Annotated in this window: 23 protein-coding genes; 11 read left to right on the top strand and 12 right to left on the bottom strand. The window is 36.1% G+C overall.

Annotated features, from left to right (window positions below; translation table 11 throughout):
• Nucleotides 1-87: 87 nt before the first annotated feature.
• Nucleotides 88-714 carry a TetR/AcrR family transcriptional regulator gene (locus J4771_RS08620; RefSeq protein ID WP_224134564.1) on the bottom strand — a complete coding sequence of 209 codons (627 nt, stop codon included), beginning with the start codon at nt 712-714 and terminating at the stop codon, nt 88-90.
• Between the two features lie 94 nt (nt 715-808).
• On the opposite strand from J4771_RS08620, the gene J4771_RS08615 reads away from it, so the two are divergent.
• The 4 genes from J4771_RS08615 to J4771_RS08600 all read left to right on the top strand — a co-directional run bounded on the left by J4771_RS08615 (nt 809) and on the right by J4771_RS08600 (nt 3,299).
• Nucleotides 809-1,438: a TatD family hydrolase gene (locus J4771_RS08615; protein ID WP_224134562.1), complete on the top strand. Its 630-nt coding sequence runs from the start codon at nt 809-811 to the stop codon at nt 1,436-1,438.
• Nucleotide 1,439: 1 nt separating this feature from the next.
• Nucleotides 1,440-2,195: a tRNA threonylcarbamoyladenosine dehydratase gene (locus J4771_RS08610; RefSeq protein ID WP_224134561.1), complete on the top strand. Its 756-nt coding sequence runs from the start codon at nt 1,440-1,442 to the stop codon at nt 2,193-2,195.
• 12 nt (nt 2,196-2,207) lie between these two features.
• Nucleotides 2,208-2,588, top strand: a complete 381-nt coding sequence (rnpA, locus tag J4771_RS08605) for a ribonuclease P protein component (RefSeq protein ID WP_224134560.1) — start codon at nt 2,208-2,210, stop codon at nt 2,586-2,588.
• A gap of 63 nt (nt 2,589-2,651) precedes the next feature.
• Nucleotides 2,652-3,299, top strand: coding sequence for a DUF4126 domain-containing protein (locus J4771_RS08600; protein ID WP_224134559.1), 648 nt, complete (start codon nt 2,652-2,654; stop codon nt 3,297-3,299).
• Between the two features lie 36 nt (nt 3,300-3,335).
• Here the strand turns inward: J4771_RS08600 and J4771_RS08595 are convergent, their stop codons facing one another.
• From J4771_RS08595 to J4771_RS08545, 11 genes are all read right to left on the bottom strand, one after another.
• Nucleotides 3,336-3,710, bottom strand: coding sequence for a sulfite exporter TauE/SafE family protein (locus J4771_RS08595; RefSeq protein WP_224134558.1), 375 nt, complete (start codon nt 3,708-3,710; stop codon nt 3,336-3,338).
• Between the two features lies 1 nt (nt 3,711).
• Nucleotides 3,712-5,526, bottom strand: a complete 1,815-nt coding sequence (locus J4771_RS08590; protein WP_224134557.1) for a hypothetical protein — start codon at nt 5,524-5,526, stop codon at nt 3,712-3,714.
• A gap of 1 nt (nt 5,527) precedes the next feature.
• The gene (locus tag J4771_RS08585; protein WP_224134556.1) at nt 5,528-6,079 is read right to left on the bottom strand and encodes an LptE family protein; all 552 of its coding nucleotides are present in this window, start codon (nt 6,077-6,079) and stop codon (nt 5,528-5,530) included.
• Nucleotides 6,076-7,359 carry a sigma-54 interaction domain-containing protein gene (locus J4771_RS08580; protein ID WP_224134555.1) on the bottom strand — a complete coding sequence of 428 codons (1,284 nt, stop codon included), beginning with the start codon at nt 7,357-7,359 and terminating at the stop codon, nt 6,076-6,078. Before J4771_RS08580 ends, J4771_RS08585 begins: the two co-directional genes overlap by 4 nt.
• Nucleotides 7,360-7,466: 107 nt before the next feature.
• Nucleotides 7,467-8,888: an RNA-binding domain-containing protein gene (locus J4771_RS08575; RefSeq protein ID WP_224134554.1), complete on the bottom strand. Its 1,422-nt coding sequence runs from the start codon at nt 8,886-8,888 to the stop codon at nt 7,467-7,469.
• A 24-nt stretch (nt 8,889-8,912) separates the two neighbouring features.
• A complete protein-coding gene (miaB, locus tag J4771_RS08570) occupies nt 8,913-10,349 on the bottom strand; it encodes a tRNA (N6-isopentenyl adenosine(37)-C2)-methylthiotransferase MiaB (RefSeq protein WP_224134552.1) in 1,437 nt (478 codons plus the stop codon).
• 160 nt (nt 10,350-10,509) lie between these two features.
• Nucleotides 10,510-11,226 carry an energy transducer TonB gene (locus J4771_RS08565; protein WP_224134551.1) on the bottom strand — a complete coding sequence of 239 codons (717 nt, stop codon included), beginning with the start codon at nt 11,224-11,226 and terminating at the stop codon, nt 10,510-10,512.
• Between the two features lie 10 nt (nt 11,227-11,236).
• Nucleotides 11,237-11,620 (bottom strand): hypothetical protein, encoded by a 384-nt coding sequence (locus J4771_RS08560; protein WP_224134549.1) that lies wholly within the window; start codon nt 11,618-11,620, stop codon nt 11,237-11,239.
• 40 nt (nt 11,621-11,660) lie between these two features.
• Entirely contained in the window at nt 11,661-12,860 is a 1,200-nt protein-coding gene (gene lysA, locus J4771_RS08555; protein WP_224134548.1) for a diaminopimelate decarboxylase, read from the bottom strand.
• 91 nt (nt 12,861-12,951) lie between these two features.
• Nucleotides 12,952-14,175 (bottom strand): 3'-5' exonuclease, encoded by a 1,224-nt coding sequence (locus J4771_RS08550; protein WP_224134547.1) that lies wholly within the window; start codon nt 14,173-14,175, stop codon nt 12,952-12,954.
• Nucleotides 14,176-14,231: 56 nt separating this feature from the next.
• On the bottom strand, nt 14,232-15,758 hold the full coding sequence (locus tag J4771_RS08545; protein ID WP_224134546.1) for a helicase HerA-like domain-containing protein: 1,527 nt from the start codon (nt 15,756-15,758) through the stop codon (nt 14,232-14,234).
• A 140-nt stretch (nt 15,759-15,898) separates the two neighbouring features.
• On the opposite strand from J4771_RS08545, the gene J4771_RS08540 reads away from it, so the two are divergent.
• From J4771_RS08540 to J4771_RS08510, 7 genes are all read left to right on the top strand, one after another.
• Nucleotides 15,899-16,258 (top strand): hypothetical protein, encoded by a 360-nt coding sequence (locus tag J4771_RS08540; protein WP_224134545.1) that lies wholly within the window; start codon nt 15,899-15,901, stop codon nt 16,256-16,258.
• 116 nt (nt 16,259-16,374) lie between these two features.
• Nucleotides 16,375-17,229: a hypothetical protein gene (locus J4771_RS08535; protein WP_224134544.1), complete on the top strand. Its 855-nt coding sequence runs from the start codon at nt 16,375-16,377 to the stop codon at nt 17,227-17,229.
• Nucleotides 17,230-17,296: 67 nt separating this feature from the next.
• Entirely contained in the window at nt 17,297-19,288 is a 1,992-nt protein-coding gene (locus tag J4771_RS08530; RefSeq protein WP_224134543.1) for a TonB-dependent receptor plug domain-containing protein, read from the top strand.
• 79 nt (nt 19,289-19,367) lie between these two features.
• A complete protein-coding gene (locus J4771_RS08525) occupies nt 19,368-19,811 on the top strand; it encodes a hypothetical protein (protein WP_224134542.1) in 444 nt (147 codons plus the stop codon).
• 67 nt (nt 19,812-19,878) lie between these two features.
• The gene (locus J4771_RS08520; protein WP_224134541.1) at nt 19,879-20,679 is read left to right on the top strand and encodes a sulfite exporter TauE/SafE family protein; all 801 of its coding nucleotides are present in this window, start codon (nt 19,879-19,881) and stop codon (nt 20,677-20,679) included.
• 2 nt (nt 20,680-20,681) lie between these two features.
• A complete protein-coding gene (locus J4771_RS08515) occupies nt 20,682-21,041 on the top strand; it encodes a hypothetical protein (RefSeq protein ID WP_224134539.1) in 360 nt (119 codons plus the stop codon).
• 100 nt (nt 21,042-21,141) lie between these two features.
• A complete protein-coding gene (locus tag J4771_RS08510) occupies nt 21,142-22,548 on the top strand; it encodes an MBL fold metallo-hydrolase (protein ID WP_224134537.1) in 1,407 nt (468 codons plus the stop codon).
• Nucleotides 22,549-22,554: the final 6 nt, after the last annotated feature.

The raw sequence follows: 22,554 nt of genomic DNA, 5'->3' as shown, positions 1-22,554 counted from the left end.
ATAGCAGAAGTATTTCTGCGGTTCAGTTTGCAAAAATATAACTTTTTTGGCAATAGATTTTTTTTTAAGAGAATTTAACTAATTAATTTAATCGGCGTTATAACCCAAAACAGAAAAAACGGTCACCAAAAGATTTGCCAGGATTTTTTTCTCCGCTTCCTGAAGGTAATTTTCCTCTTTCCCAGAAACGTAAATTTCATAGAAATTCTTATTTCTAATCACAAAAAGAGAAGAACCCACAATCAAAGTCAAAATATCTTCAGGTTTTGGAGCGTTATGAAAAACCCCCGAAGCAACACCCTTTTTAATGACTTCATCAATTTTTGTGGTGAAAGTGGTGTAAAATTCAAGCAAATCATCTTTTAAATGTTCAGTGTGACGAAGTTCCTGCGTAACAAATCCATGAAAATAACTGAACTTAAAAAGTTGGTTGATGACAAACTTTATGAGCTCTTTCATCTGCATTTCGGGTTTTCCTTCTTTGATGATTTCGGCAAATTCAGCAAAACTTTCCCTTGTTTTTTGAACGCGGTATCGATAAAGATAAGACATCATCTTTTCTTTAGAACCGAAATAATAAGAAATCATCGCCACATTGATTTTGGCGTTTGCAGAAATATCGCGAACAGAAGTGCCTTCAAACCCTTTTTTGGCAATAAGTTTTTCGGCGACATCTAATATATGGATTTGCTTTTCGGTAAATTTCTTTTTCATCCCGTTTTTTATTTTAGTAAAGTTAAGGAATTATTAACAATTTTTAAAACAAATGTTTAATGTTTCAAAGATGATTTTTTTAATATTTTTGAAAATGAAATTTTTCGATTTCCATCATCACCACCCCAAAGCCTGGTTTGGAATTTACAATCTAAAGTTTGGGGAAGAAATTCCTGAAACTTTATTTTCTGCTGGAATTCACCCTGATTCCATAGTAGAAAATATGGACGAACATTTTTTGTGGTTAAAGGAAATTTCAAAAAATAAAAACTGTGCCGCCATCGGAGAATGCGGTTTAGACGGATTAATTCAAGTGGATGAAAAATTACAGGAAGAAGTTTTTGAGAAGCAGATTTTTTTAGCTAATGAAATCCAAAAACCTTTAATTATCCATTGTGTGAGAAGGTTTTCGCAATTAATTCCTTTTCGAAAAAAAACAAAAGTTCCGATGATTGTGCACGGATTTAACAAAAGAAAAACCATCGGCGACGATTTGCTGAAACACGATTTTTATCTCAGTTTTGGAAAATCTGTTTTGCAAAATGTAAATTTGCAGGATTTTGTGAGGGATTTCCCAATTGAAAAAATGTTTTTGGAAACCGATTCTGCAGATTTTGATATTAAAGATTTGTATGAAAAAGTGGCCGAACTAAAAAACCTAAAACTGGAAGGATTCAATCAAAAAATCATGAAAAACCTTCACTTTTTAAATATTTCATCATAAAATGAAGAAAAATTGGCTTGAAAGAACCGAATTGCTCATCAAGGAAACAAACCTTGAAAAGCTAAAAAATGCGAATGTTTTAGTGATTGGTTTAGGCGGAGTCGGTTCATTTGCCGCGGAATTTTTAGCAAGAGCAGGAGTAGGAAAAATGACGATTGTAGATGGGGATGTTGTGGATATTACGAATATCAATCGACAACTTCCGGCACTTCATTCCACCATTGGAAAGTTGAAAGCGGAAATTGTTGGGGAAAGACTTTTAGACATCAATCCCGAACTTCAGCTTACTAAAATCAACGAATTTCTCAATCCTGAAAACATGGAGGACATTCTCGATTCGCAAAAGTTCGACTATGTTTTAGACTGTATCGACAGCGTAACTCCGAAGATTACATTGATTAAATCCGCACGAAGAAAAAAAATCAAAATCGTGAGTTGTATGGGAGCAGGTGGAAAAATTGACCCTGCAAAAGTGATGGTTCGAGATTTGAGCAAAACCCACAATTGCTACCTCGCAAAACAAGTGAGGAAACGTTTGAAAAAAGAAAAAATCAACAAGGGAGTTCGCTGTGTTTTCTCGAATGAAATTCAAAATGAGGAAAGCCTGAGAATGACGGATGGAACGAATTTTAAGCGCTCATTTTACGGAACGATAAGTTTTATTCCTGCGATTTTCGGATTGTATGCAGCAGCAGAAGTGATTAATTACTTGATAAAAAAGTTGGAAGACGGAAGTCCGAAGTCGGAAGAAAATTAGGTTTAAAAATAAATGACCAACCAAAAATATCCACGAAAGGAAAAACTCAAACAAAAGAGAGAAATCGATTTGCTTTTCGCGAAAGGCAAATGGAATTCCTGTGGAAATCTGCGGATTATTTCAATCGATTCAGAGAAAAAACCTCAAGAAAATTTTGAAATTTCAAATCAAAAAGCTGGAGTTTCGGTTTCTAAAAAATTTTTCAAAAAAGCGGTTCACAGAAACAGAATCAAAAGATTGCTGAGAGAAGCTTATCGTTTAAATAAAGAAATTTTTGCTGATAAATTCGGAAAACATTCGTTATCCATGATATTTTGGGCTTCGAAAAATCTTCCGCAAAATTATGACGAAGTGGAAAGAGAATTGCTAAAACTTTGTGAATCAAAAAAATAAAAAATAAAAGTTAGCACGTTTTTTGTAAATTTGGTTGAAAATAAACTTTAAACTTTACACGAAATGTTAGATAACATTCCTTATTTACCTTACGCAATCAGCGCATTTATCGGGATTGGTTTGGCTGCAGCAACTGGTTTCAGAGTTTTTCTGCCGATGTTCGCAGTAAGTCTTGCCTCCTACATGGGTTGGATTCCTATGAACGAAAGTTTTCAGTGGCTTTCCGGACTTCCCACTTTAATTACGACCGGAATTGCGACGGTTGTTGAGATTCTAGCGTATTACATTCCTTTTGTTGACCATATTTTGGACACGATGTCGGTTCCTTTAGCAACAGTTGCGGGTTCCGTAATGTTTGCCAGTCAGTTTGCAGATATCGGAACATTTCCGCAATGGGCTTTAGCATTAATTGCGGGTGGTGGAACTGCAGCTGCAATCAGTTCGGGATTTGCCGGCACAAGAGCGGCTTCTACAGCAACAACGGGCGGTTTGGGGAATTCTGTCGTCGCAACAACGGAAACTGCGGGAGCGGGAATCATGTCATTCCTCGCGATTGCCGCGCCCTTTATTGCCTTTATTTGTGCGATAATTTTGTTGGTTGTCGTTTTGGTTTTAGGGAGGAAAATTTGGAAGAAATTTAGAAATTTTAATTCCGACCGAAATGCAAAAACAATAGATGTAGAAGTCGTTGAAAGGAAATCTTTAGAATAAACTTAATCCCGATCAAATCGGGATTTTTTTGTAATCTTACTTTTGAAAAAACATCTTTGCCGCAACAATAACCATTAAGATGGCAAACGCTTTTCGTAAGGTTTCTTGTGAAAGGGTAATCGCGGTTTTGCTTCCAAGATAACTTCCTAAAACAAATCCGACACAAAGTAAAAGTGTAGTTTTGATATCGACGTTTCCTGTTTTGTAGTAATTCATCACGCCTAAAATTCCGACGGGAATGATCAGAAGCGCCAAAGTTGTTCCCTGCGCTTTATGCTGCGTGAAACCGAACAGCAAAACCAAAACCGGGACCATCACAATTCCGCCGCCGATTCCTACCAATCCGCTTAAATAACCTGCCAATAATCCGAGAAGAATCAATCCAATGATGATGGTTGCGTCCATTTTCATTTTATTTATTTTGTCGTAATTCTTTGATTTCCTTAATTTTATCCGCAAATTCAGATTTCTTGTCGGGGAATTTGTTGGATAGAATTTCATAAGCTTTGATGGCTTTCGAATACAGTTTTTGTTCGGTATAAAGTTTTGCCAAAGTTTCCGTCATTAAATGGGAAATGTCGTCGCTTTTTTCTTTAATCACAAAATCGGAACCTTCTTTCAGTTTTGAAATCTTTGGTTCATTTTCAATGAAATTGTCGATTACCTTATTTTTGATTTCAGTAATTGAAATTTCGGTTTTTTCTTCAGTTTTTGGCTGATTTCGGTCAATTTTTAACCAATTTTGCCAAGTATTGATGAAAGTTGGAATGTTGCTTTCAGCAGTTTCTTTTGGCGTTTCGTGAACTTTTGACTCGATTTCTTTTTGTTCCTCATTTTTTTCAGATTCGATCGGCGAAACTTTTTGAGTGAAAAACGATACGTTGAAAACAGGACGTTTTTCAGTTTTTGCTTCTATTTTTTCTTGAGGAATCGCTTCTTCAATAATTTCTTTTGGTTTTTCTTTTTTCTCGGAAACTTCTACTTTTGGAGTTGAAGTTTTTTCTTCAACGTTTTTAGCAATCAAAGAATCAGGAGTGTTTCCTGCAAATTGCATTGGTTTCCATTCGGATTTTAGTTCTGATGATTTTTCAACAAATTCAGTAGATTTTTGCTCTTTTTCATCAGCTTTTGATTCTTTTTTTTCCGATTTTATTAAAATTTCTGGTTTTTCAATTTCAGGTTTTTCTTCATTTTCCTTTACTGAAGTTTTAATTCCATCATCTTTTATAACTTCAAAATTTTGAGTTTCCGCAAAATTGACTTCGGTGTTTTGATGCGTTGCTTCATCCTTAAATTTTGATTTTTTGCCCAACTTCATTTTTGCTTCCACTTCTGCAATCAATCGCTGCATTTCTTCTTCGTGACGATTTAGAGTTGGTTTTGGGACCGAATACGATTCTGATTTTGAAGAACTTGTTTCTAATTTAACATCGGGAAGAAAAGATTCCGAAGCATGAAAACTGACTTGCGCCGGATTTTCAATAATCGGTTCTTCGGTAGAAATAACTTCTTCTTTAATGACGGTTTCTTTAGAAAAATCTTCTACGTCTTTCGCTTCTTCAAAAGTAGTAGATTCACTTCCCGTTTCGTTCGGAACTGTCACATCGGGCAAAAATACTTGCGTTTCTTGAAAACTGATATCAGAATTGTTTTCGATTTCCGGTTTTTCTTCTGTGATTTTGTTTTCATTAATGACGATATCTTTAGAAAACCTTTCTGCGTCTTCCGTTTCTGCAAGTTGAGTTTCAGATGTTAATTCTTTGTTTTCAACAGATTGAGTAACGATTACGCCCGATTCTAAAGTTGATTCCAAATCGATAATTTCAGAAGGTCTTTCAAGAAAATCTTCTTCACCCTCAAAAAGAATCCGGTTCACCTCACCGTTTACGATTACCGGTTTTGGTGCTTCAACCAATTTTACTTCAACTTCATGATAAATACTTTTAACCGTTTCAGTTGGTTTCCTTTCCTCAACGAAATCCGATTTTGTTTCAACCGTTTTTTTATTGATTAACTGATAAAGAATCTTTTTATCCGTTGTATAGGCCGCAGTTGTTGCAAGTTCAGACTGATAATTTTCCGGATTGAAAAGATGCGTTCCATACAAATGCAACGCTCTAAAACTCTGAATATAAGGATGCTTTTCAATTTCTTGATTCAGCAACTGCAAATCATTGATTTGAAATAATTCCGGATTCTTTATTAATTCTAAAACTCTTGCGTTCATTTTACCAGTTGGCTACAATATCATTAAAAATTTTGTTGATGATTCTTTCGTTCACCACCTTTACCTGCGATGCTTCGATAGCATTGATGTCCAGATCACTGCTGAAAACCGCTTCATCGGAATAGGTTCTGTCGAAACTTTTATCGGGTTCTATCTTGTTTTCGTAGTGAACTTTAACTGCGATGGTTAACTTGTTTTGTGCGGCTTGAATCATTCCACCGGGAGCATTTTGTGCAGACGAAATCGTGGTTGGAGTAATTGAATAGTCCGTGATTTCGCCCTCAATCAAAATATCAGGATTTTGTTTGGTTCCCTTTAAAGTCGTTCGCTGCAAAAACCTATTTTGAATATCCGTAGAAAATTGTTGCGCCAAACTTGGATTCACCAATGCCGCATTATTTGGGAAATCATTGATTTGAATAGTTTTGGTTTCCGGGCTTAAAGAAGAGCCGGTGAAGGAATAACAAGAGCCAAGTATAAAGAGCCAAGAGCCAAGTAATAAGACTTTCAAATGGTTCTTCGGACTTCGGACTTCGGACTTCAAACTTTTCATTCTTCTAAATTATACTGTTTTATCTTTCTGTAAAGCGTTCGTTGAGAAATTCCCAATTCATCGGCGGCTTTGTTTCTTCTACCTCGGTGTTTTTCTAACGCTTTCACAATCAGTTCTCTCTCATTATTTTGAAGCGATAGCGTTTCAGGTTTTGCTTCCTCAATTTCTATATCTTCCACATCTTCATATTCAGGATTTTGTTCTGAAACATAAGTTGGATGATGAACTTGAGCCGGATTATTACCTTCAAAAAACAGCAGCGAATTTGGATTTTGTGAAGCCGTTTCCTGCGTAAAAACCCTGTTTATCAAATTCTTTTCCTGATGACTGAACTCGTTATTCCCACGATTTTTTATCAGTTCCGAAGTTAAGGATTTTAAATCATTCAAATCGTTCCTCATGTCGAACAAAATCTTGTACATAATCTCTCTTTCCGAATTAAATTCTGAATTCGAGATTGAACCGTGATTTTTATTTACAACCGCTGGAAGATTTGCATTCATCGGGATATATTCCGATAATTTTGTGGAATTAATTTCACGATTTTGTTCCACAACCGTCATTTGTTCCACCAAATTTCTCAATTGACGAACGTTTCCGGGAAATGAATAATTTTCTAAATAATCAACGCCATCATCACTTAAATAAATTTCGGGCATCCTATATTTTTCCGCAAAATCGATGGCAAATTTCCTAAAAAGTAAGTGAATATCGCCTTTTCTTTCTCTTAAAGGCGGCATATCGATTTGAACGGTATTCAAGCGATAATACAAATCTTCACGAAATCTTCCTTCCTGAATCGCCTTCATCATATTCACATTCGTTGCAGCAACGATTCTCACATCCGTTTTTTGAATCTGCGAGGAACCGACTTTCATAAATTCGCCACTTTCTAAAACACGAAGCAACCTAACTTGCGTTTGCAAAGGAAGTTCGCCAACTTCATCAAGAAAAATCGTTCCACCGTCTGCAACTTCAAAATAACCTTTTCTTGTGGTGGTTGCGCCGGTAAAAGCGCCTTTTTCGTGACCGAAAAGTTCAGAATCTATCGTTCCTTCGGGAATTGCACCGCAGTTTACAACAATATAAGGTTGATGTTTTCTTTTCGATTCCGCGTGAATAATTTTGGGAATAAATTCTTTTCCTGTTCCAGATTCGCCGATAACTAAAACGGTAATATCGGTTGGTGCAACTTGAATGGATTTTTCTAAAGCACGGTTCAAAGCGGGATAATTCCCGATAATTCCGAAGCGGTTTTTTATGGATTGTAGTTCGTTCATTTTTATTAAATAAATATTTATCACATAACCATCACATAAGATTTTGCCTTTGTAACGGGGTTTTTCAAACTAATTAATTGAAATTATCACATAACCATCACATAAAACTACGCCCAAAAAGGAAGATAACTAGCAAACTTTCTAGACTTGCTTTCAGGATCATCTTCTTTTATGACATTATCTTCTAAAGCATCCCGTATAATTCTAGAAGCAATAGAATAATTATGATCATCAATTTTAAATCTTTCTCTTAAAGACTGATTAGTCATTTTCTCATTTGAAACATATTTCAGACAAGCATGTTGATAACACGCCCTGATTTTTTCCTTTTTGTCAAGATGATTTAGTGTTTTGTAAGAATAAATTGTAACTCTTGTCCTATTTTCGGATACTATAACCTGAATTGGAGGTAATTGATAAATTTCATTGTAAAAAATAACTTTATCTAAACCACTTCCTTTTTCTTCACAAAATCCTAATCTTCGCATTAAATCAGCAAGTTTATCATTTCTGGACAAATACGCGTCGATGAATCTTTCTGGCGTAACTAAAGGTGTTCCTGGGTTTGAAATTTCAATTCTGTCGGCAAAAATTTCGACCATTGGAAATCCTTTTTCTGTCAAATCTTGATGGATTAAAGCATTTGCTACGAGTTCTCTTATTGCAATTTCAGGATACATTCTTGATTCTGTTCTTAATGCTCTTCCAATCTCTTCATTAGCAGGAAGCTGACTGTTGATCCATTCTACTAAACCCTCAAAACCAATTGCGTAGCCTTTTCCTCCAACCTGTTCACGCTCTGTTTCAACTTTATTTTTTCCTTTATATACAATAACCCTTATCGATTTCCTTTCCACACTTTCAAAATCTTTTAGATTCTTTGCAAATAACAAAGCTCCCAACCTCGTAATTGAAAAAGTTTTTTCTTTAATTATCAAACCCTCTTCAATAAATTTTTCAATAACTCCTTCCTGATTTGACGGATATGGAATTTTCATCAAGTCGAAGTATGTTTCAGTGCTTAAATATTTTGTAATGTCGGAAATATTTAAATTTTTCTTGGCTATTTCTTTTTCAAAAGCAACCATTTCCTTTTTCCAAATTTTTGCCTGCTTTTGCGGAAATTCTGAAAGCTTTCTTGTTATAGAATTTATTCTTACATAAGATTTATGCAAAAATTCCACAGGTTGATTAACAGTTGCAGGAATTATGAAAACACATATCTTACGGTTTTCGTCATAATTAAATTCAAAAATTTCGAAATCAATTTTTGGATTTAGTCTTGTTAGCAGCCAATGCTCCAGATCCTCATTTCCTTTTTTATGAATTTTCGCTTTAAATGTTGTTCCTATAATTTTTTGAGTCTCATCCTCAATACCGAAAACGAGATAACCATATTTTTGATTATGAATACAAGCTCCATTAGAAATAGCAGAAATAGTTTCTCCAATTTCTTCGGCAGAATGAAAATTTAGTTTAAACTCAACCCATTCACTTTCTTTGGGTTGTTTAACTAATTCATTAATCAAATCTTTCAGTTGCTGAGTATCCATTTAATTTACCGTTTTCCCCAAAAGTGTTCCCTGCGTATTTCCGTGAACAAAAACAGTCACAATGTCGCCTAATTTTTGTCCTTCTTCTTTATCGAAAACACAGACTGCGTTTTGGGAATTTCTTCCTTTCCATTGGTTTTCGTTCTTTTTGGAAGTGCCTTCAATCAAAATTTCATGATTTCTTCCAACATAAGATTCCATTCTTTTTCGGGAAAGTTCGCCTTGAAGCGCAATCACTTGGGTCAATCTTCTTTGTTTTATATCTGCAGGAACATCATCTTCCATTTTTTTGTGGGCGGGAGTTCCAGGTCTTTCCGAATAGGCAAACATATAACCGTAATCGTATTCCACTTCTCGCATTAAACTCAAAGTCATTTGATGGTCTTCTTCAGTTTCTCCACAAAAACCAACAATCATATCCTGCGAAAATGCAATTTCGGGCATGATTTCTTTGGCTTTATTAATCAAGTTCAAATATTCTTCTCTCGTATGTTGACGGTTCATTTTCTCTAAAATTCGGTCGCTACCACTTTGAACAGGAAGGTGAATGTATTTGCAGATATTGTCGTGTTTTGCCATCACTTCAAAAACATCCGTCGTCATATCGTGAGGATTGGAAGTAGAGAAACGAATCCGCATTTCGGGAACCGAAGTTGCCACCATATCAAGGAGTTGTGCAAAATTTACCGCCGTTAATTTCTGTAAATCGGAAGCGTTTTTAAAATCTTTCTTTGCTCCGCCGCCAAACCAGAGGTAAGAGTCTACGTTTTGACCAAGCAATGTGATTTCTTTATAACCGTTTTCCCACAAATCTTTACATTCTTCAATAATGGAATGTGGGTCGCGACTTCTCTCGCGACCACGAGTAAATGGAACCACACAAAATGTGCACATATTATCGCAACCACGAGTAATCGTAACGAACGCTGTAACGCCATTTCCGCCTAAACGAACCGGATTGATATCGGCATAAGTTTCTTCTTTTGAGAGAATTACATTGATGGCGTCTCTTCCGTCTTCTGTTTGAGCTAAAAGATTCGGTAAATCTCTGTAAGCATCGGGACCAACAACCAAATCCACCAAATGTTCTTCTTCCAAAAACTTGGTTTTTAAACGTTCTGCCATACAACCAAGAACCCCCACAGTAAGATTGGGATTGGATTTTTTTTGATTTTTAAATTGCGAAAGTCGCATTCTCACGGTTTGTTCCGCTTTTTCGCGTATGGAACAAGTGTTTAGTAGAATTAAGTCCGCTTCTTCTACATTCAAAGTCGTGTTGTAACCTTGTTCGTTGAGAATCGAAGCCACGATTTCAGAATCGGAGAAATTCATTTGGCAACCGTAACTTTCCAAAAATAATTTCTTGGAATTTTCGGGTTTTTCAGCGATGGCAAATGCTTCGCCTTGCTTGGTTTCGTCTATGTATTTTTCTTGCACTTCAAAATAGTTTGATAAGGTTTGAAAATTGTTTGAAGTCGTTTGAAGTCGTTTGAACAATATCAAACCAAATCAAATGATATCAAACCAAAAGTTTGGGTGCAAAGATAAGAATTTTTGTGACAGAATGGCAGAAAATTCTTGTTGGTAAGAGTCAATACTATTCTGCTGAGAAAAGCAAGGGCAATCTGAACCGATATTTTATAGGAACTCCATGAATACTTGCAGGAGTCCATTTGTTTCTAATACCTTTTATCCGATTAACCAGCATATCGTCAAATTCTTTTAAACCAGATGACTGTGCAAGCTGCACATTGCTCATTTTGCCGTCTTTCTCTATTACAAAAGTTACTTCGATGCGAAATTTCCCGTTAAAAGTAAATCTCCTCATATCAATATCCTGAACAACTTTCTTCCTGAAATTATTTATTCCACCTTCGTAATTCGCCAAAATCATGTCGTTCACCGGATCATAATCCTCAGGTAATTCACCAAACAGCTCATTCGGGAAAATCCAGAAGCTGGTCATTGCTGCTACATTTTTTCCATCTACACTTGCAGGATTCCATCCGTCGAGATATTTTGCAACTTCTCTAGAAACATCAAATGCGCACTTATTTTCTTCCAGATATTTTTGATCTTCTTCTTTTATATATTTAATTGTTTGATCGGGATAAATAACCAATCGAAAGAGGTAGTGCTCGTTTTTTTCACAAGGCTTGATTTTTTTTTCAATCAAAACCTTTTTGAAATCTTTGTAAAATTGAACGTTTCCACCAACATAGTCGGTTTGACCAGGAGGATAGTTTTCATAAACCTGCTGTGAAAAACCAAAGACTGCCAAGAAGATAAATAAAACTGAGATTTTTTTTTTCATTTTAAAATTCTTAATCGTGGTCATAAACTTCCGTATTGAAATTGATGATAAAAGTATAATTTGAACTTACGGGTTTATTATCTTTTTGCGCAGGAATCCATTTTTTGTTTGTCTTACGTAAAACGTAATTAATATCGGTAAGGAAAAGGTCGTAATTTTTCACCTTCGGCTTTACATCTACAATTTTTGCCACGCCTTTATCGTCAACGAAAACAGAGAATGTCATTTTTCCAAAAACCGTATAGTCTTGATGCACATAGGTTAGCGCTCTTCTAAATTCAGCAAAATACTTATCGGAACCTTCTTTATAGTATGGATCTGCATCCCAGTTTTTTATTTGACTGAAAGTAGTCACAAATGCAAATAACAAAAAAGCAGAAAGTTGTTTTTTCATTTTAAAGTTTGATCTATTTTAAGCCAAACTTAAAAAAAATCTACAAAACCTCGATTTGATTTCTCAATAAATCTTCAAATTCATCTCTTTTTCTGATGAGATGCGCTTTTCCGTCCAACCAAAGAACTTCGGCAGGTTTCAGTCTCGAATTAAAATTGGAACTCATTTCAAAACCATAAGCTCCCGCGTTTCTGAAAACCAAAATATCGCCTTCATGAACTTCATTAATTTTTCTGTCCCACGCGAAAGTGTCTGTTTCACAGATATTTCCGACAACGGTATAAATTCTTTCCGAACCTTTTGGATTGGAAAGGTTTTCAATAATGTGGTAAGAATCGTAAAACATCGGACGAATCAAATGATTGAAACCGGAATTGATTCCTGCAAAAACAGTCGCTGTAGTTTGCTTGATCACATTGGTTTTTACCAAAAGATGTCCTGATTTTGAAACTAAGAATTTTCCCGGCTCAAACCAAAGCTCAAATTTTTTACCTGAACTTTTAGAGAATTCTGAAACCGCTTTCTCTACTTTTTTGCCTAAAGTTTTCACATCCGTTTCCATATCGCCATCTTGGTAAGGAACTTTGAAACCGCTTCCCATATCGAGATACTTCAAATTCGGGAAATGTTCCGCCAGTTCAAACATGATTTCCAAGCCCTGAAGAAAAACATCAGGATCTTTTATTTCGCTTCCGGTGTGCATGTGAAGACCTTCTACATTAATTCCCGTGGTTTTCATAACTCGTTCAATATGACGGAGTTGGTGAATAGAAATTCCAAACTTTGAGTCGATGTGCCCTGTCGAAATTTTATAATTTCCGCCTGCGAAAATATGCGGATTGATTCTCACGAAGATTGGGTAAGAATTTCCATGCTTATTTCCGAACTGTTCAAGAATGGAAATATTGTCAATATTAATGTGAACTTTCAGCGACATCGCTTCCTCGATTTCTGCCAAATCCACACAGTTTGGCGTGAAAAGAATTTTACTCGGTTCGAAACCTGCCTTTAAACCCAATTTCACCTCGTTGATGGAAACACAGTCGAGATTTCCGCCCAAACTTCTTACATATTTTAAGATGTTGATGTTGGAAAGTGCTTTACACGCATAAAAAAACCGTGTACTTTTATGGAAAGATGAAGTGAGTTTTTCGTATTGAATTTTAATGCTTTCTGCATCATAAACATAAGTTGGAGTGCCGAATTGGTCGGCTATTTTTAATAAATCTTTATTGGTCATTTTGATGAGTTTGAGTTTTGAAGTGCGAAGACGGAAGATGAAACTTTGTTTCAAATTCGAGACTGCAAATGTAGAAATTTTTGAAGAAAAATTATTTCGGAAGTGGCTGAATTTCAAAATCGCCACGCAATAAACCTAACTTTAAATCATTTTGCAAATCAACGGTTGAAGTTTTGACATCGATCTTCAATTGATTAATTTTCTTTCTGGATTGAATTTGGGTGTGGAATTCATAAAATCCGTAGGAAGTCAGTTTGCCATTTTCAAAAAGCAGAAAACTTTTTTCCCCTAATGTTCTTCCTGAAGAAAGCCAAATTTCATTGCGTTTTTTAAGGTTGATTAGTTTTGTGAACTCTTTTATATCGTCAAACTTTTCATTCGATTTAATAAAACTTACGGCTTTTAAACCTTGCGTAAATGATTTGAATTTCAGCAGTGGTTTTTCTTCTTTTTGATTGATAGTTCGGTCGGCAAAATATTTGTCGTTTTTGTGATAGAGCCCAAGAGGAAGGTTTTCCCGTTTTCGTAAACCTTTGGTTTTCATCATCAGTTTTGCCAAAATATCATTGCCCGTTAATTCGTACTGAATATTTTCGGTTTCTTCCTGAAGTTTTTCCCAACGCTTCTTTTTCGTGTTGAAAACCGATTTTGCAAATTTGTTTAAATCTTCCACAAAATCCGAAAAAATTATTTTGCCATCCGAATTTTGGAAATACAAGATTCCTCTTTCTGAAGGCAAATCCTGTGTTAAATCGCGAACTTTATTTAGATAAGTTTTTGCATTAACTTCTTCGTGATGTTGCTGGATGATTTCTGAATCTTTATCTTTAATAATTAGCAACTTAAATAGATCCAAAGTGGCTCTTGCGTCACCTCCCGCTCTGTGTTGGTCGGTTAACGGAATTCCCAAAGATTTTACCAGTTTTCCCAACGAATAACTTTCCGCTTCGGGAATCAATTTTTTTGCAAGTGGAATGGTGTCTAAAGTGTTGATTTTGAACTCGTAACCCAATCTTTTGAACTCCTGGCGAAGCATCCTGTAATCAAAGTCGATATTGTGTCCAACCAAAGTGGTGCCTTCCGTAATTTCAACAACTCTTTTGGCGATTTCATGAAATTTTGGTGCAGTTTTTACCATTTTTGGTGAAATTTTAGTCAGTTTTTGCACAAAAGGGGTGATCTCGTTTTCAGGATTGATTAACGAAATGAACTGATCCACAATTTCATGACCATCATATTTATATATTGCGATTTCAATAATGCTTTCCTTCCTGAAACCTGCGCCGTTACTTTCTATATCAATTATTGAATACATTTTTCTTCTTTCAGCTTTCGACTAAAAATTTTTGATTGTCGATTGCTCTTGCATAATTATCTTCTTCTTCCACCCAAACCAAACATTCCTAAAATCGCTTTTGCACCTTCTCTCATCAAAGTATTGGTGAAAGTTCTTCCGGCACGGCTTGTTAAAACTTGTTCTACCATTCCTGGTTCTTCTTTCACAGGTTTTGTTTTCACTGTTGCGGGAGCATTTTGAACGGCCTGTTCCATTCGTGAAGTCAACATTTCGTAGGCAGAATCTTTGTTAACGGCATTTTCATATTTTGCAACCAATGCGGAACGAGAAGTTAAATCTGCCACTTCAGCATCGGTAAGAACGTCCATTCTTGATTCGGGCGAAATTAAATAAGTATCCACCAAAGGTGTCGGAATGCCCTTTTCGTCCAATGCAGTGACAAAAGCTTCTCCAATTCCTAAATTTTGGATGAGATTTGCGGCATCGTAAAACTCCGTAATTGGGTAATTTTCAACAGCTTTGGTGATTTCTTTTTTGTCTTTTGCGGTAAATCCACGTAATGCATGCTGAATTTTTAAACCTAACTGCGACAACACATTTTCAGGAACGTCTCCTGGAATTTGGGTGATAAAATAAATTCCCACCCCTTTTGAACGAATGAGTTTCACCATCGTTTCAATCTGGGAAAGCAGAGCTTTTGAAGCTTCCTTAAAAATCAAATGCGCCTCATCAATAAAGAGAACGAGTTTTGGTTTTCCAACGTCGCCTTCTTCTGGGAAAGTCATGTAAATCTCCGCAAAAAGTGAAAGCATAAATGTTGAGAAAAGCTGAGGTTGCGTCTGGATATCGGCAACTCGTAAAATATTTACCACCCCTTTTCCGTCTCTCTGTTGCAATAAATCTTCCACGTCGAAACTTGGTTCCCCAAAGAAATTTGTCGCACCTTGTTGTTCCAAAGCAACAATGGAACGAAGAATCGCACCCAAAGAAGCAGGAGCAATGGAGCCGTAATTATTGGCTAAATCAGCTTTTCCTTGTGGATTATCGGTGACATATTGCAAAACTTTTTTCAAATCATCCAAATCAATCAGCGGCAAACCTTTATCATCGCAATATTTAAAAACGATCGACATAATACTTGCCTGTGTATCGTTCAGCAACAAAATTTTTGAAAGCAAAACGGGTCCAAATTCGGTCACGGTTGCACGAAGTTTTACGCCTCTTTCACCTGAAATTGTCATCAGTTCCACAGGGAAACTTTGGGCTTCCCAATTGAGTTGCGTTTTCGCATAACGTTCTTCAATAATGGCATTTCTTTGACCAGGTTCTGCAATTCCCGAAAAATCCCCTTTGATATCAAGAACCAAAGACGGAACTCCTGCGTGCGAAAGCTGTTCCACAAAAACCTGTATCGTTTTGGTTTTTCCCGTTCCCGTTGCACCTGCAATCAATCCGTGTCGGTTAATGGTTTTTAGAGGAAGTGTGACGTTGACTTCTGGTACTACTTCACCGTTGAAAATTCCTTTTCCGAGGATGATGTGTTCACCTTTCGGAGTGTATCTTGCGTTTAAATCTGCAATGAATTTTGCCTTGTCTGCCATTTTGTTTAAAAAATTTGAAAGGATAAAGATAAAAAATATTGAACCATAATTACATTTTTTAAAAAGAATTAGAACGTAGTTTTTAGTGACGAATATCATTTATGAATTCGGATTAAAAAGTCTTATATTTGAATTCTGAAATGAAAACCTTTTTTCTTTCCATATTATCCGCAATTATATTTTTGGCAAGTTTCCAAAACTCTTTGCTTTTGATTGATTATAAAATCAACAGAAATTTCTATGAAATCCACTGTATCAACAAGGCAAAACCCGAAATGAACTGCCACGGAAAATGCGAAATGAAAAAAGAAAGCGAGAAAACCAACTCGCCTTTCAAAGTGGTGAAAAGTTTTGAATTCAATATTCTTCCGACAAAAGCTTTAGAATTCAGTTTCAAGAAAGTAAAAGTTGTGAAGGAATATCAAAATTTCAACACCGTTTCAAATTTTGTTTTGAACAAAGGTTTTTTCAATATTCTTCCGCATCCGCCGCAAATCTGAATTTTTGATTTTCTGTCTTTCTGTTCAATGCTTTTTTTGAATGGAATCTAACCTCGTTTTTTAAAGTTAAAAAGACTTTAAGAACATCAACCTTTTTTAATCAAAAATTTAAAAAAATGAAATTTTCACTTAAAATATTCATTGCATTTTTTGCGATGACACTGTTCCTTACGTCTTGTAGAACCTCCGATGACCCTGTAACTCCAACCGTAAACGAGTTAGATGGATTAAATAAAATTAAAGAAGTTTCCAATGATACTCACGTTATCGAACTGTATTCCGCATCGGGAACTGCAAAAATGGGTTACAACAACCTTAAAATCAGAATAAAAAATAAATCCACGAATCAATACGAAAAAAGCGCGACAATTTCTTGGATGCCTGTAATGCACATGACTTCCATGTCGCATTCTTGCCCGAAATCTGCGGTTAAGAAAATATCAACTGATGGTACTTTATACGAAGGTTATATCGTATTTCAAATGGCAGAAAACGCTTCTGAATATTGGGATTTGAAAATTGATTACCAAATTAATGGAGCTTCTTATACAGCTACAACAGGAATTTCTGTTCCTTTGGAAAGCAAAAAAACGGTAACTTCTTTTTTGGGTTCGGATAACAGCAGATACATCGTTGCCTACATCGAACCAAGAACGCCAAAAGTTTCCGTAAACGATTGGGTTGTAGGAGTTTGGAAAATGGAGGATATGATGAATTTCCCTGTTGCAGACGGACTTACCGTGAAATTAGACCCAAGAATGCCCGGAATGGGAAATCACAGTTCGCCCAATAATGTAGATGCGAAACAAGTGCAAGCTGGTGGATTTTATTTCGGAAAACTTTCACTCACAATGACTGGTTATTGGAAACTAAACCTGCAACTTACAAAAGCCGATGGAACTGTTTTGAAAGGAGAACCTGTAACGGAAGCAAATCCTGCAAGTTCGCTTTATCACGAAATCGAATTCTAAAATCACTTTTTCAAAAGCAATGTTTCCGATGATTGTGAAGCATTGCTTTTTACCTAATTTTTCAAAAATGAAAAAAACAATTCCGCTGTTTTTTCTGTCGGTATTTTATCTGAATTTTTCTGCGCAGGATATTCAGCACGACTCGTTGAAACACAGCAATATTCAGGAAGTTATCGTAATTGGAACGAAAGATATTTCTCAAAAACAATCGAAACCTTTGAGTTCCATTGATGAATATTTAGAACAATCCGCAAACATCAATATGTTGAAACGTGGTGCTTATGCATGGGAACCGATACTGAACAATATGCCTACTGAACGAACTTTAGTAACGATTGACGGAATGCGGATTTTCGGTGCATGTACCGACAAAATGGATCCTGTAACTTCTTATGTTGAGGTTTCCAATCTTTCAAGAGCCGAAATTTCTTCAGGACAAAGTGGTTCTTCGCACGGAAGTACAATTGGAGGTTCCATAGATTTGGTGCGGGAAAAAAGTACGTTTGGCGACGAAAAGTTTCGCTTCGGACTCAATTCAGGATTTGAAAGCGTGAGTCTTCAGAAAATTTTCGGCTCATCCGCAAGTTACAGAAATACAAAATTTTACACCGATTTGAATTTCATGAACCGAGACGCGGAAAATTATAAAGCAGGAAACGGTGAAGAAATTCGGTTTTCGCAATACAGAAAATTTAACATTTCAGGAATCAGCGGAGTAAAAATAGGAAAGAACAAACTTCTTGAAGCGTCCGTGATTTACGACAAAGCCAATGATGTTGGTTATCCTGCTTTACCGATGGACGTTTCTTTAGCGGAAGCGTTAATTACCTCGCTGAAATTTCAATATCTTCCAAAAAATAAATTTATTTCTGATTGGGAAACCAAAATTTATTTCAACACCATCACACACAGAATGGACGATACGAAACGTCCTTCCGTTCCCATTCACATGGATATGCCCGGTTGGAGCAAAACTGCGGGATATTTTTCAAAACTGCAAACGACTTTGAATCAACATCACTTCAATTTAAATTTGAACGGATTTTACAATCAATCGGTTGCGGAAATGACGATGTATCCTACCAATCCTACGGAAAATTTAATGTTCATGTACACATGGCCCGATGTGAGAACTTTCAATCAGGGAATTTTTCTAGAAGACCATTTTCAGCTCGACGATTTTTCTGAATTTACATTTTCGGCCTCTTTAAGTTATCATTCCAATAAGGTTCAAAGCGATTTTGGTTTGAACAGTCTTCAAATTTTTTATCCTGAAATGAAGGTGCAAAACAATCGTATTTTAAAAAGTGTTTCCGCAAATTATAGCAGAAATCAGTTTGGTTTTGAGTACGGAATCGGCGTTGGTTACGGTGATAGAGCGCCTTCCGTTTCTGAAGGTTACGGATTTTATCTTTTCAACAGTTCTGAAAATTACGACTACATCGGAAATCCAAATCTAAAAAATGAATCTTCTCTTGAAGCCAACGCTTATCTAAGTTTGAAAAAGACCAATTTCTTTGGCAAAATTTCTTCGTCTTATTTCCATATTTCAAATTATATTGTAGGGAAAGTCAACCCTAATTTTGCTCCCATGACGATTGGTGCGAAAGGAGTAAAACTGTATTCCGCGTTAGATTATGCCACCATTTTTAACATCAGTTTAGATGCTGAAATTAAGGTTTTGCCTGAATTAAAATGGACTTCCCAAGTTGTTTACAGTCGCGGAAAAGATTTTGAAAACGTGAACCTTCCTTTTATAAGCCCCATTTCTTATTTGTCTAAAATTCTCTTTGAAAAAAATAAATTCAATGCAGAAGTTTCTGTAAACGGAAATTTGAAACACAGCAGTTACGCCTCAGTTTATGGCGAAAAACCTGTTTCTGATTATGTCTTGCTGAATGCAAATCTTGGTTACAAATTCGATTTTGGTCACAGTAAAATCTTTACTAAACTTGGTGTGGAAAACCTTTTGGACAGAAATTACACCACTTACGCCGATTGGAACCGAATTCCGAGACCGGGACGAAATTTCTTTGTGAATATCAATTATAACTTTTAATTATGATTTATCGCATTTCTAACGATTGAAGTTCGGTTGTAATTTTTCAGTAAATTTGTTAAATAGGAAAACTTAAAAAATGAAAAGGACAGAAATTTTAGAGCAAATAATCGCTGAGCAAAATAAAATCATTTCAAATTTGGAAGAAACCGTTGGGAACTACCGCAAAGCTTCAGATATGGATGAAGAAAGCACGCACGATCCTGAAGATTTTTCCCATCAAAGCGAGGCGAAAGACATGCAGCTGCGTTATGAAAAATTATTGGGCGATGCAAACCAAAACCTTGTTTTTCTAGAAAACGAAAAAGAAATGCTCCACAGTGAAATCGAAAACGGAAGCGTCGTTGAAACAGACAAAAATTTTCTGTTCGTGGGGATTTCTGTTCCTGTTTTCAAAATTGGCGATAAAGAGGTGATTTCTTTTTCGGAGGAAGCTCCGATTTTTGCAAAACTAAAGGAAAAAAAAATAGGAGATACAGTCGAAATTGGCGACAATAAGCTTATTATTCAATCATTTAACTAAAAATTCTTTTGTAACCTCGGTCACATTCAAACCTTAAATTAAAGTTTAACTTTGCCAAAAATTAGTAATGGAAATCATCGGATATCTTTCCGCAATCATCATCGGACTCGTTATGGGATTAATTGGTGGTGGTGGAAGTATTTTAAGTGTTCCGATTTTTGTGTATGTATTTGGTTTTGATGCGGTTACGGCAACTGCACTTTCGCTCTTCGTGGTTGGAGTTACAAGTTTGGTTGGAAGTGCGGGATTTATAAAACAGAAACAAATCGATTTTCAAACCGCATTTATTTTCGGGATTCCTTCGATTTTGGGAGTTTTGTTTTCACGCCGTTTGGTTTTGCCGCATTTACCGCATTATATCATCAACAGATGGGGAATTACGTTAACAAAAGACATGTTTTTATTGCTGCTTTTTTCAATTCTCATGTTGATTGCGTCGTTTAAAATGATTCGCAGAATTGAAAGACCACGACTCAGCAAAGATGGCGAAACCAATTACACTATTTTGGTTTCTCAAGGACTTTTGGTAGGGATTATCACAGGATTAATCGGTGCAGGTGGCGGATTTTTGATTGTTCCCGCTTTAGTCATGTTGCTCGGCTTGAATATGAAACGAGCGGTTGCAACTTCACTTTTTATTATCGCGATGAACTCCACTTTAGGATTTCTCAGCACCATGAAGATGGTGAAACACGATTGGACTTTTCTGTTGACATTCAGCGCATTATCTGTCGTAGGAATTTTTATAGGAACGGGAATCTCAAAAAAAATGGACGGAAAAAAACTGAAGCCACTTTTTGGTTGGATTGTGCTTGCAATGGGAATTTTCATCATCATTAAAGAAGTATTTCTAAAACAACAATTTTAAAAATGAAAAAATTAGCAATATTAATTTTCGGTTTGTTTTTACTGAATTCTTGTAAGAAGGAAGCTCAAACACAAACAGAAACTTCGACTCCGAATTCTAAAGAAGTGAGTTTGGTGCAAGATGCAGTGAAATTGAAAAACGACAAGGGAGAAGAAATCTCGGTAACTTATTTTGCCGAAGGAAGCGAAGTCGCCGTAAAACTGCAAAAAACAGGAGCAAAAGAAGAAAAACTTTCCGCAAAAACTACAAGTTCCAACGGAAATCCAATTTTCACCAACGAAGAATGGATGTGGGAAATGACGCAGGAAGGAAAAGGAGGAAGATTAACCGACAAAGCGGGAAATTCTTCCGAATACAGATAGAAAATTAGAACAATTGATGTTATCAATTGAAATTAAATTTTATATCGCTGTTTTGGTATAATTAATGTCGAAATTTGCGCAAAACTTTAAGAATAAAATTATGAAAATAGAACAAATATATACAGGTTGTCTTGCTCAAGGAGCGTATTATATTGTTTCCGAAAACGAAGCAGCAATTATTGACCCTTTAAGAGAAACAAAACCTTACATCGACCGACTTGAAAAAGACGGCGTGAAGTTGAAATACATTTTCGAAACGCATTTCCATGCGGATTTTGTTTCGGGACACGTTGATTTGTCGAACAAAACAGGAGCACCGATTGTTTACGGACCCACTGCAAAACCTGAATTCGACGCGATTATCGCCGAAGACAACCAAATTTTTGAAATCGGGAAAATCAAAATCAAAGTTTTGCACACACCTGGACACACGATGGAAAGTTCAACGTATCTTTTGATTGACGAGAACGGAAAAGAAACTGCGATTTTCAGCGGCGACACCTTATTTTTAGGCGATGTTGGAAGACCTGATTTGGCGCAAAAAGCCGCAAACATGACGCAGGAAGAATTGGCGGGAATTTTATATGAAAGTTTGCAGAACAAAATCATGCCGCTTTCCGATGAAATCACCGTTTATCCTGCACACGGAGCAGGTTCTGCATGTGGAAAAAATATGCAGAAAGAAACGGTGGATACGTTGGGAAATCAGAAAAAAACCAATTACGCTTTGAATCAACCAAACAAAGAATCTTTTGTAAAAGAAGTCTTAGACGGACTTTCTGCACCACCACAATATTTCGGGATGAATGTCGCCATGAACAAGGGCGGTTACGAAAGTTTTGAAAATGTGATGAAGAAAGGGAAAAACCCAATTTCCGTTGAAGACTTTGAAAATGTTGCTGAACAAAGCGGCGCCTTAATTTTAGATACAAGAAACGCGGCAGAATTCCACAAAGGATTTATCCCGAACTCGATTAATATTGGTTTGAAGGGAGATTTCGCACCGTGGGTTGGAGCCATGATTGTGGATGTACAGCAACCGATTTTGTTAGTTTGCGATGAAGGAACTGAAGAAGAAGCGATTACTCGTCTTTCAAGAGTTGGTTTCGATAATATCGTTGGATTTTTGAATGGCGGTTTCGAGTCTTGGCAAAATTCAGGAAAGGAAATTGATACGATTAACAGAATTTCTGCGGAAGAATTCGCACAGAAATTTAATGAAAATTCAAAAGTCATCGACGTAAGAAAAGAAAGTGAATATCAAGCGGAACATGTCAACGAAGCTTTTCAAAGACCGCTTTCTGATATTAATGAGTGGGCAAATTCGCTGAACAACGATGAACATTTCTTTATTCACTGTGCAGGAGGTTACCGAAGTATGATTGCCGCAAGTATTTTGAATTCAAGAGGAATCAGAAATTTTTCAGAAGTTGAAGGCGGTTTTAATAAAATAAAGGAAACATCGGTTTCGAAAAGTAATTTCGTTTGTCAAAGCAAAACGCATTAAAGAGTG

The sequence above is a fragment of the Candidatus Kaistella beijingensis genome (assembly GCF_020084865.1).
Taxonomy (GTDB): Bacteria; Bacteroidota; Bacteroidia; order Flavobacteriales; family Weeksellaceae; genus Kaistella; species Kaistella beijingensis.
The sequence above is the reverse complement of the archived record's forward strand: the minus strand, read 5'-3'. Positions and strand labels throughout refer to the sequence as shown.

Coding starts and splice junctions, on each gene's coding strand:
- J4771_RS08620 (WP_224134564.1), bottom strand. CDS start 714: ATGAAAAAGAAATTTACCGAAAAGCAAATCCATATATTAGATGTCGCC.
- J4771_RS08510 (WP_224134537.1), top strand. CDS start 21,142: ATGAAAATAGAACAAATATATACAGGTTGTCTTGCTCAAGGAGCGTAT.
- J4771_RS08515 (WP_224134539.1), top strand. CDS start 20,682: ATGAAAAAATTAGCAATATTAATTTTCGGTTTGTTTTTACTGAATTCT.
- J4771_RS08600 (WP_224134559.1), top strand. CDS start 2,652: ATGTTAGATAACATTCCTTATTTACCTTACGCAATCAGCGCATTTATC.
- J4771_RS08615 (WP_224134562.1), top strand. CDS start 809: ATGAAATTTTTCGATTTCCATCATCACCACCCCAAAGCCTGGTTTGGA.
- J4771_RS08595 (WP_224134558.1), bottom strand. CDS start 3,710: ATGAAAATGGACGCAACCATCATCATTGGATTGATTCTTCTCGGATTA.
- J4771_RS08610 (WP_224134561.1), top strand. CDS start 1,440: ATGAAGAAAAATTGGCTTGAAAGAACCGAATTGCTCATCAAGGAAACA.
- J4771_RS08580 (WP_224134555.1), bottom strand. CDS start 7,359: ATGAACGAACTACAATCCATAAAAAACCGCTTCGGAATTATCGGGAAT.
- lysA (WP_224134548.1), bottom strand. CDS start 12,860: ATGACCAATAAAGATTTATTAAAAATAGCCGACCAATTCGGCACTCCA.
- J4771_RS08590 (WP_224134557.1), bottom strand. CDS start 5,526: ATGAACGCAAGAGTTTTAGAATTAATAAAGAATCCGGAATTATTTCAA.
- J4771_RS08520 (WP_224134541.1), top strand. CDS start 19,879: ATGGAAATCATCGGATATCTTTCCGCAATCATCATCGGACTCGTTATG.
- J4771_RS08585 (WP_224134556.1), bottom strand. CDS start 6,079: ATGAAAAGTTTGAAGTCCGAAGTCCGAAGTCCGAAGAACCATTTGAAA.
- J4771_RS08565 (WP_224134551.1), bottom strand. CDS start 11,226: ATGAAAAAAAAAATCTCAGTTTTATTTATCTTCTTGGCAGTCTTTGGT.
- rnpA (WP_224134560.1), top strand. CDS start 2,208: ATGACCAACCAAAAATATCCACGAAAGGAAAAACTCAAACAAAAGAGA.
- J4771_RS08525 (WP_224134542.1), top strand. CDS start 19,368: ATGAAAAGGACAGAAATTTTAGAGCAAATAATCGCTGAGCAAAATAAA.
- J4771_RS08535 (WP_224134544.1), top strand. CDS start 16,375: ATGAAATTTTCACTTAAAATATTCATTGCATTTTTTGCGATGACACTG.
- J4771_RS08540 (WP_224134545.1), top strand. CDS start 15,899: ATGAAAACCTTTTTTCTTTCCATATTATCCGCAATTATATTTTTGGCA.
- J4771_RS08550 (WP_224134547.1), bottom strand. CDS start 14,175: ATGTATTCAATAATTGATATAGAAAGTAACGGCGCAGGTTTCAGGAAG.
- J4771_RS08560 (WP_224134549.1), bottom strand. CDS start 11,620: ATGAAAAAACAACTTTCTGCTTTTTTGTTATTTGCATTTGTGACTACT.
- J4771_RS08545 (WP_224134546.1), bottom strand. CDS start 15,758: ATGGCAGACAAGGCAAAATTCATTGCAGATTTAAACGCAAGATACACT.
- J4771_RS08530 (WP_224134543.1), top strand. CDS start 17,297: ATGAAAAAAACAATTCCGCTGTTTTTTCTGTCGGTATTTTATCTGAAT.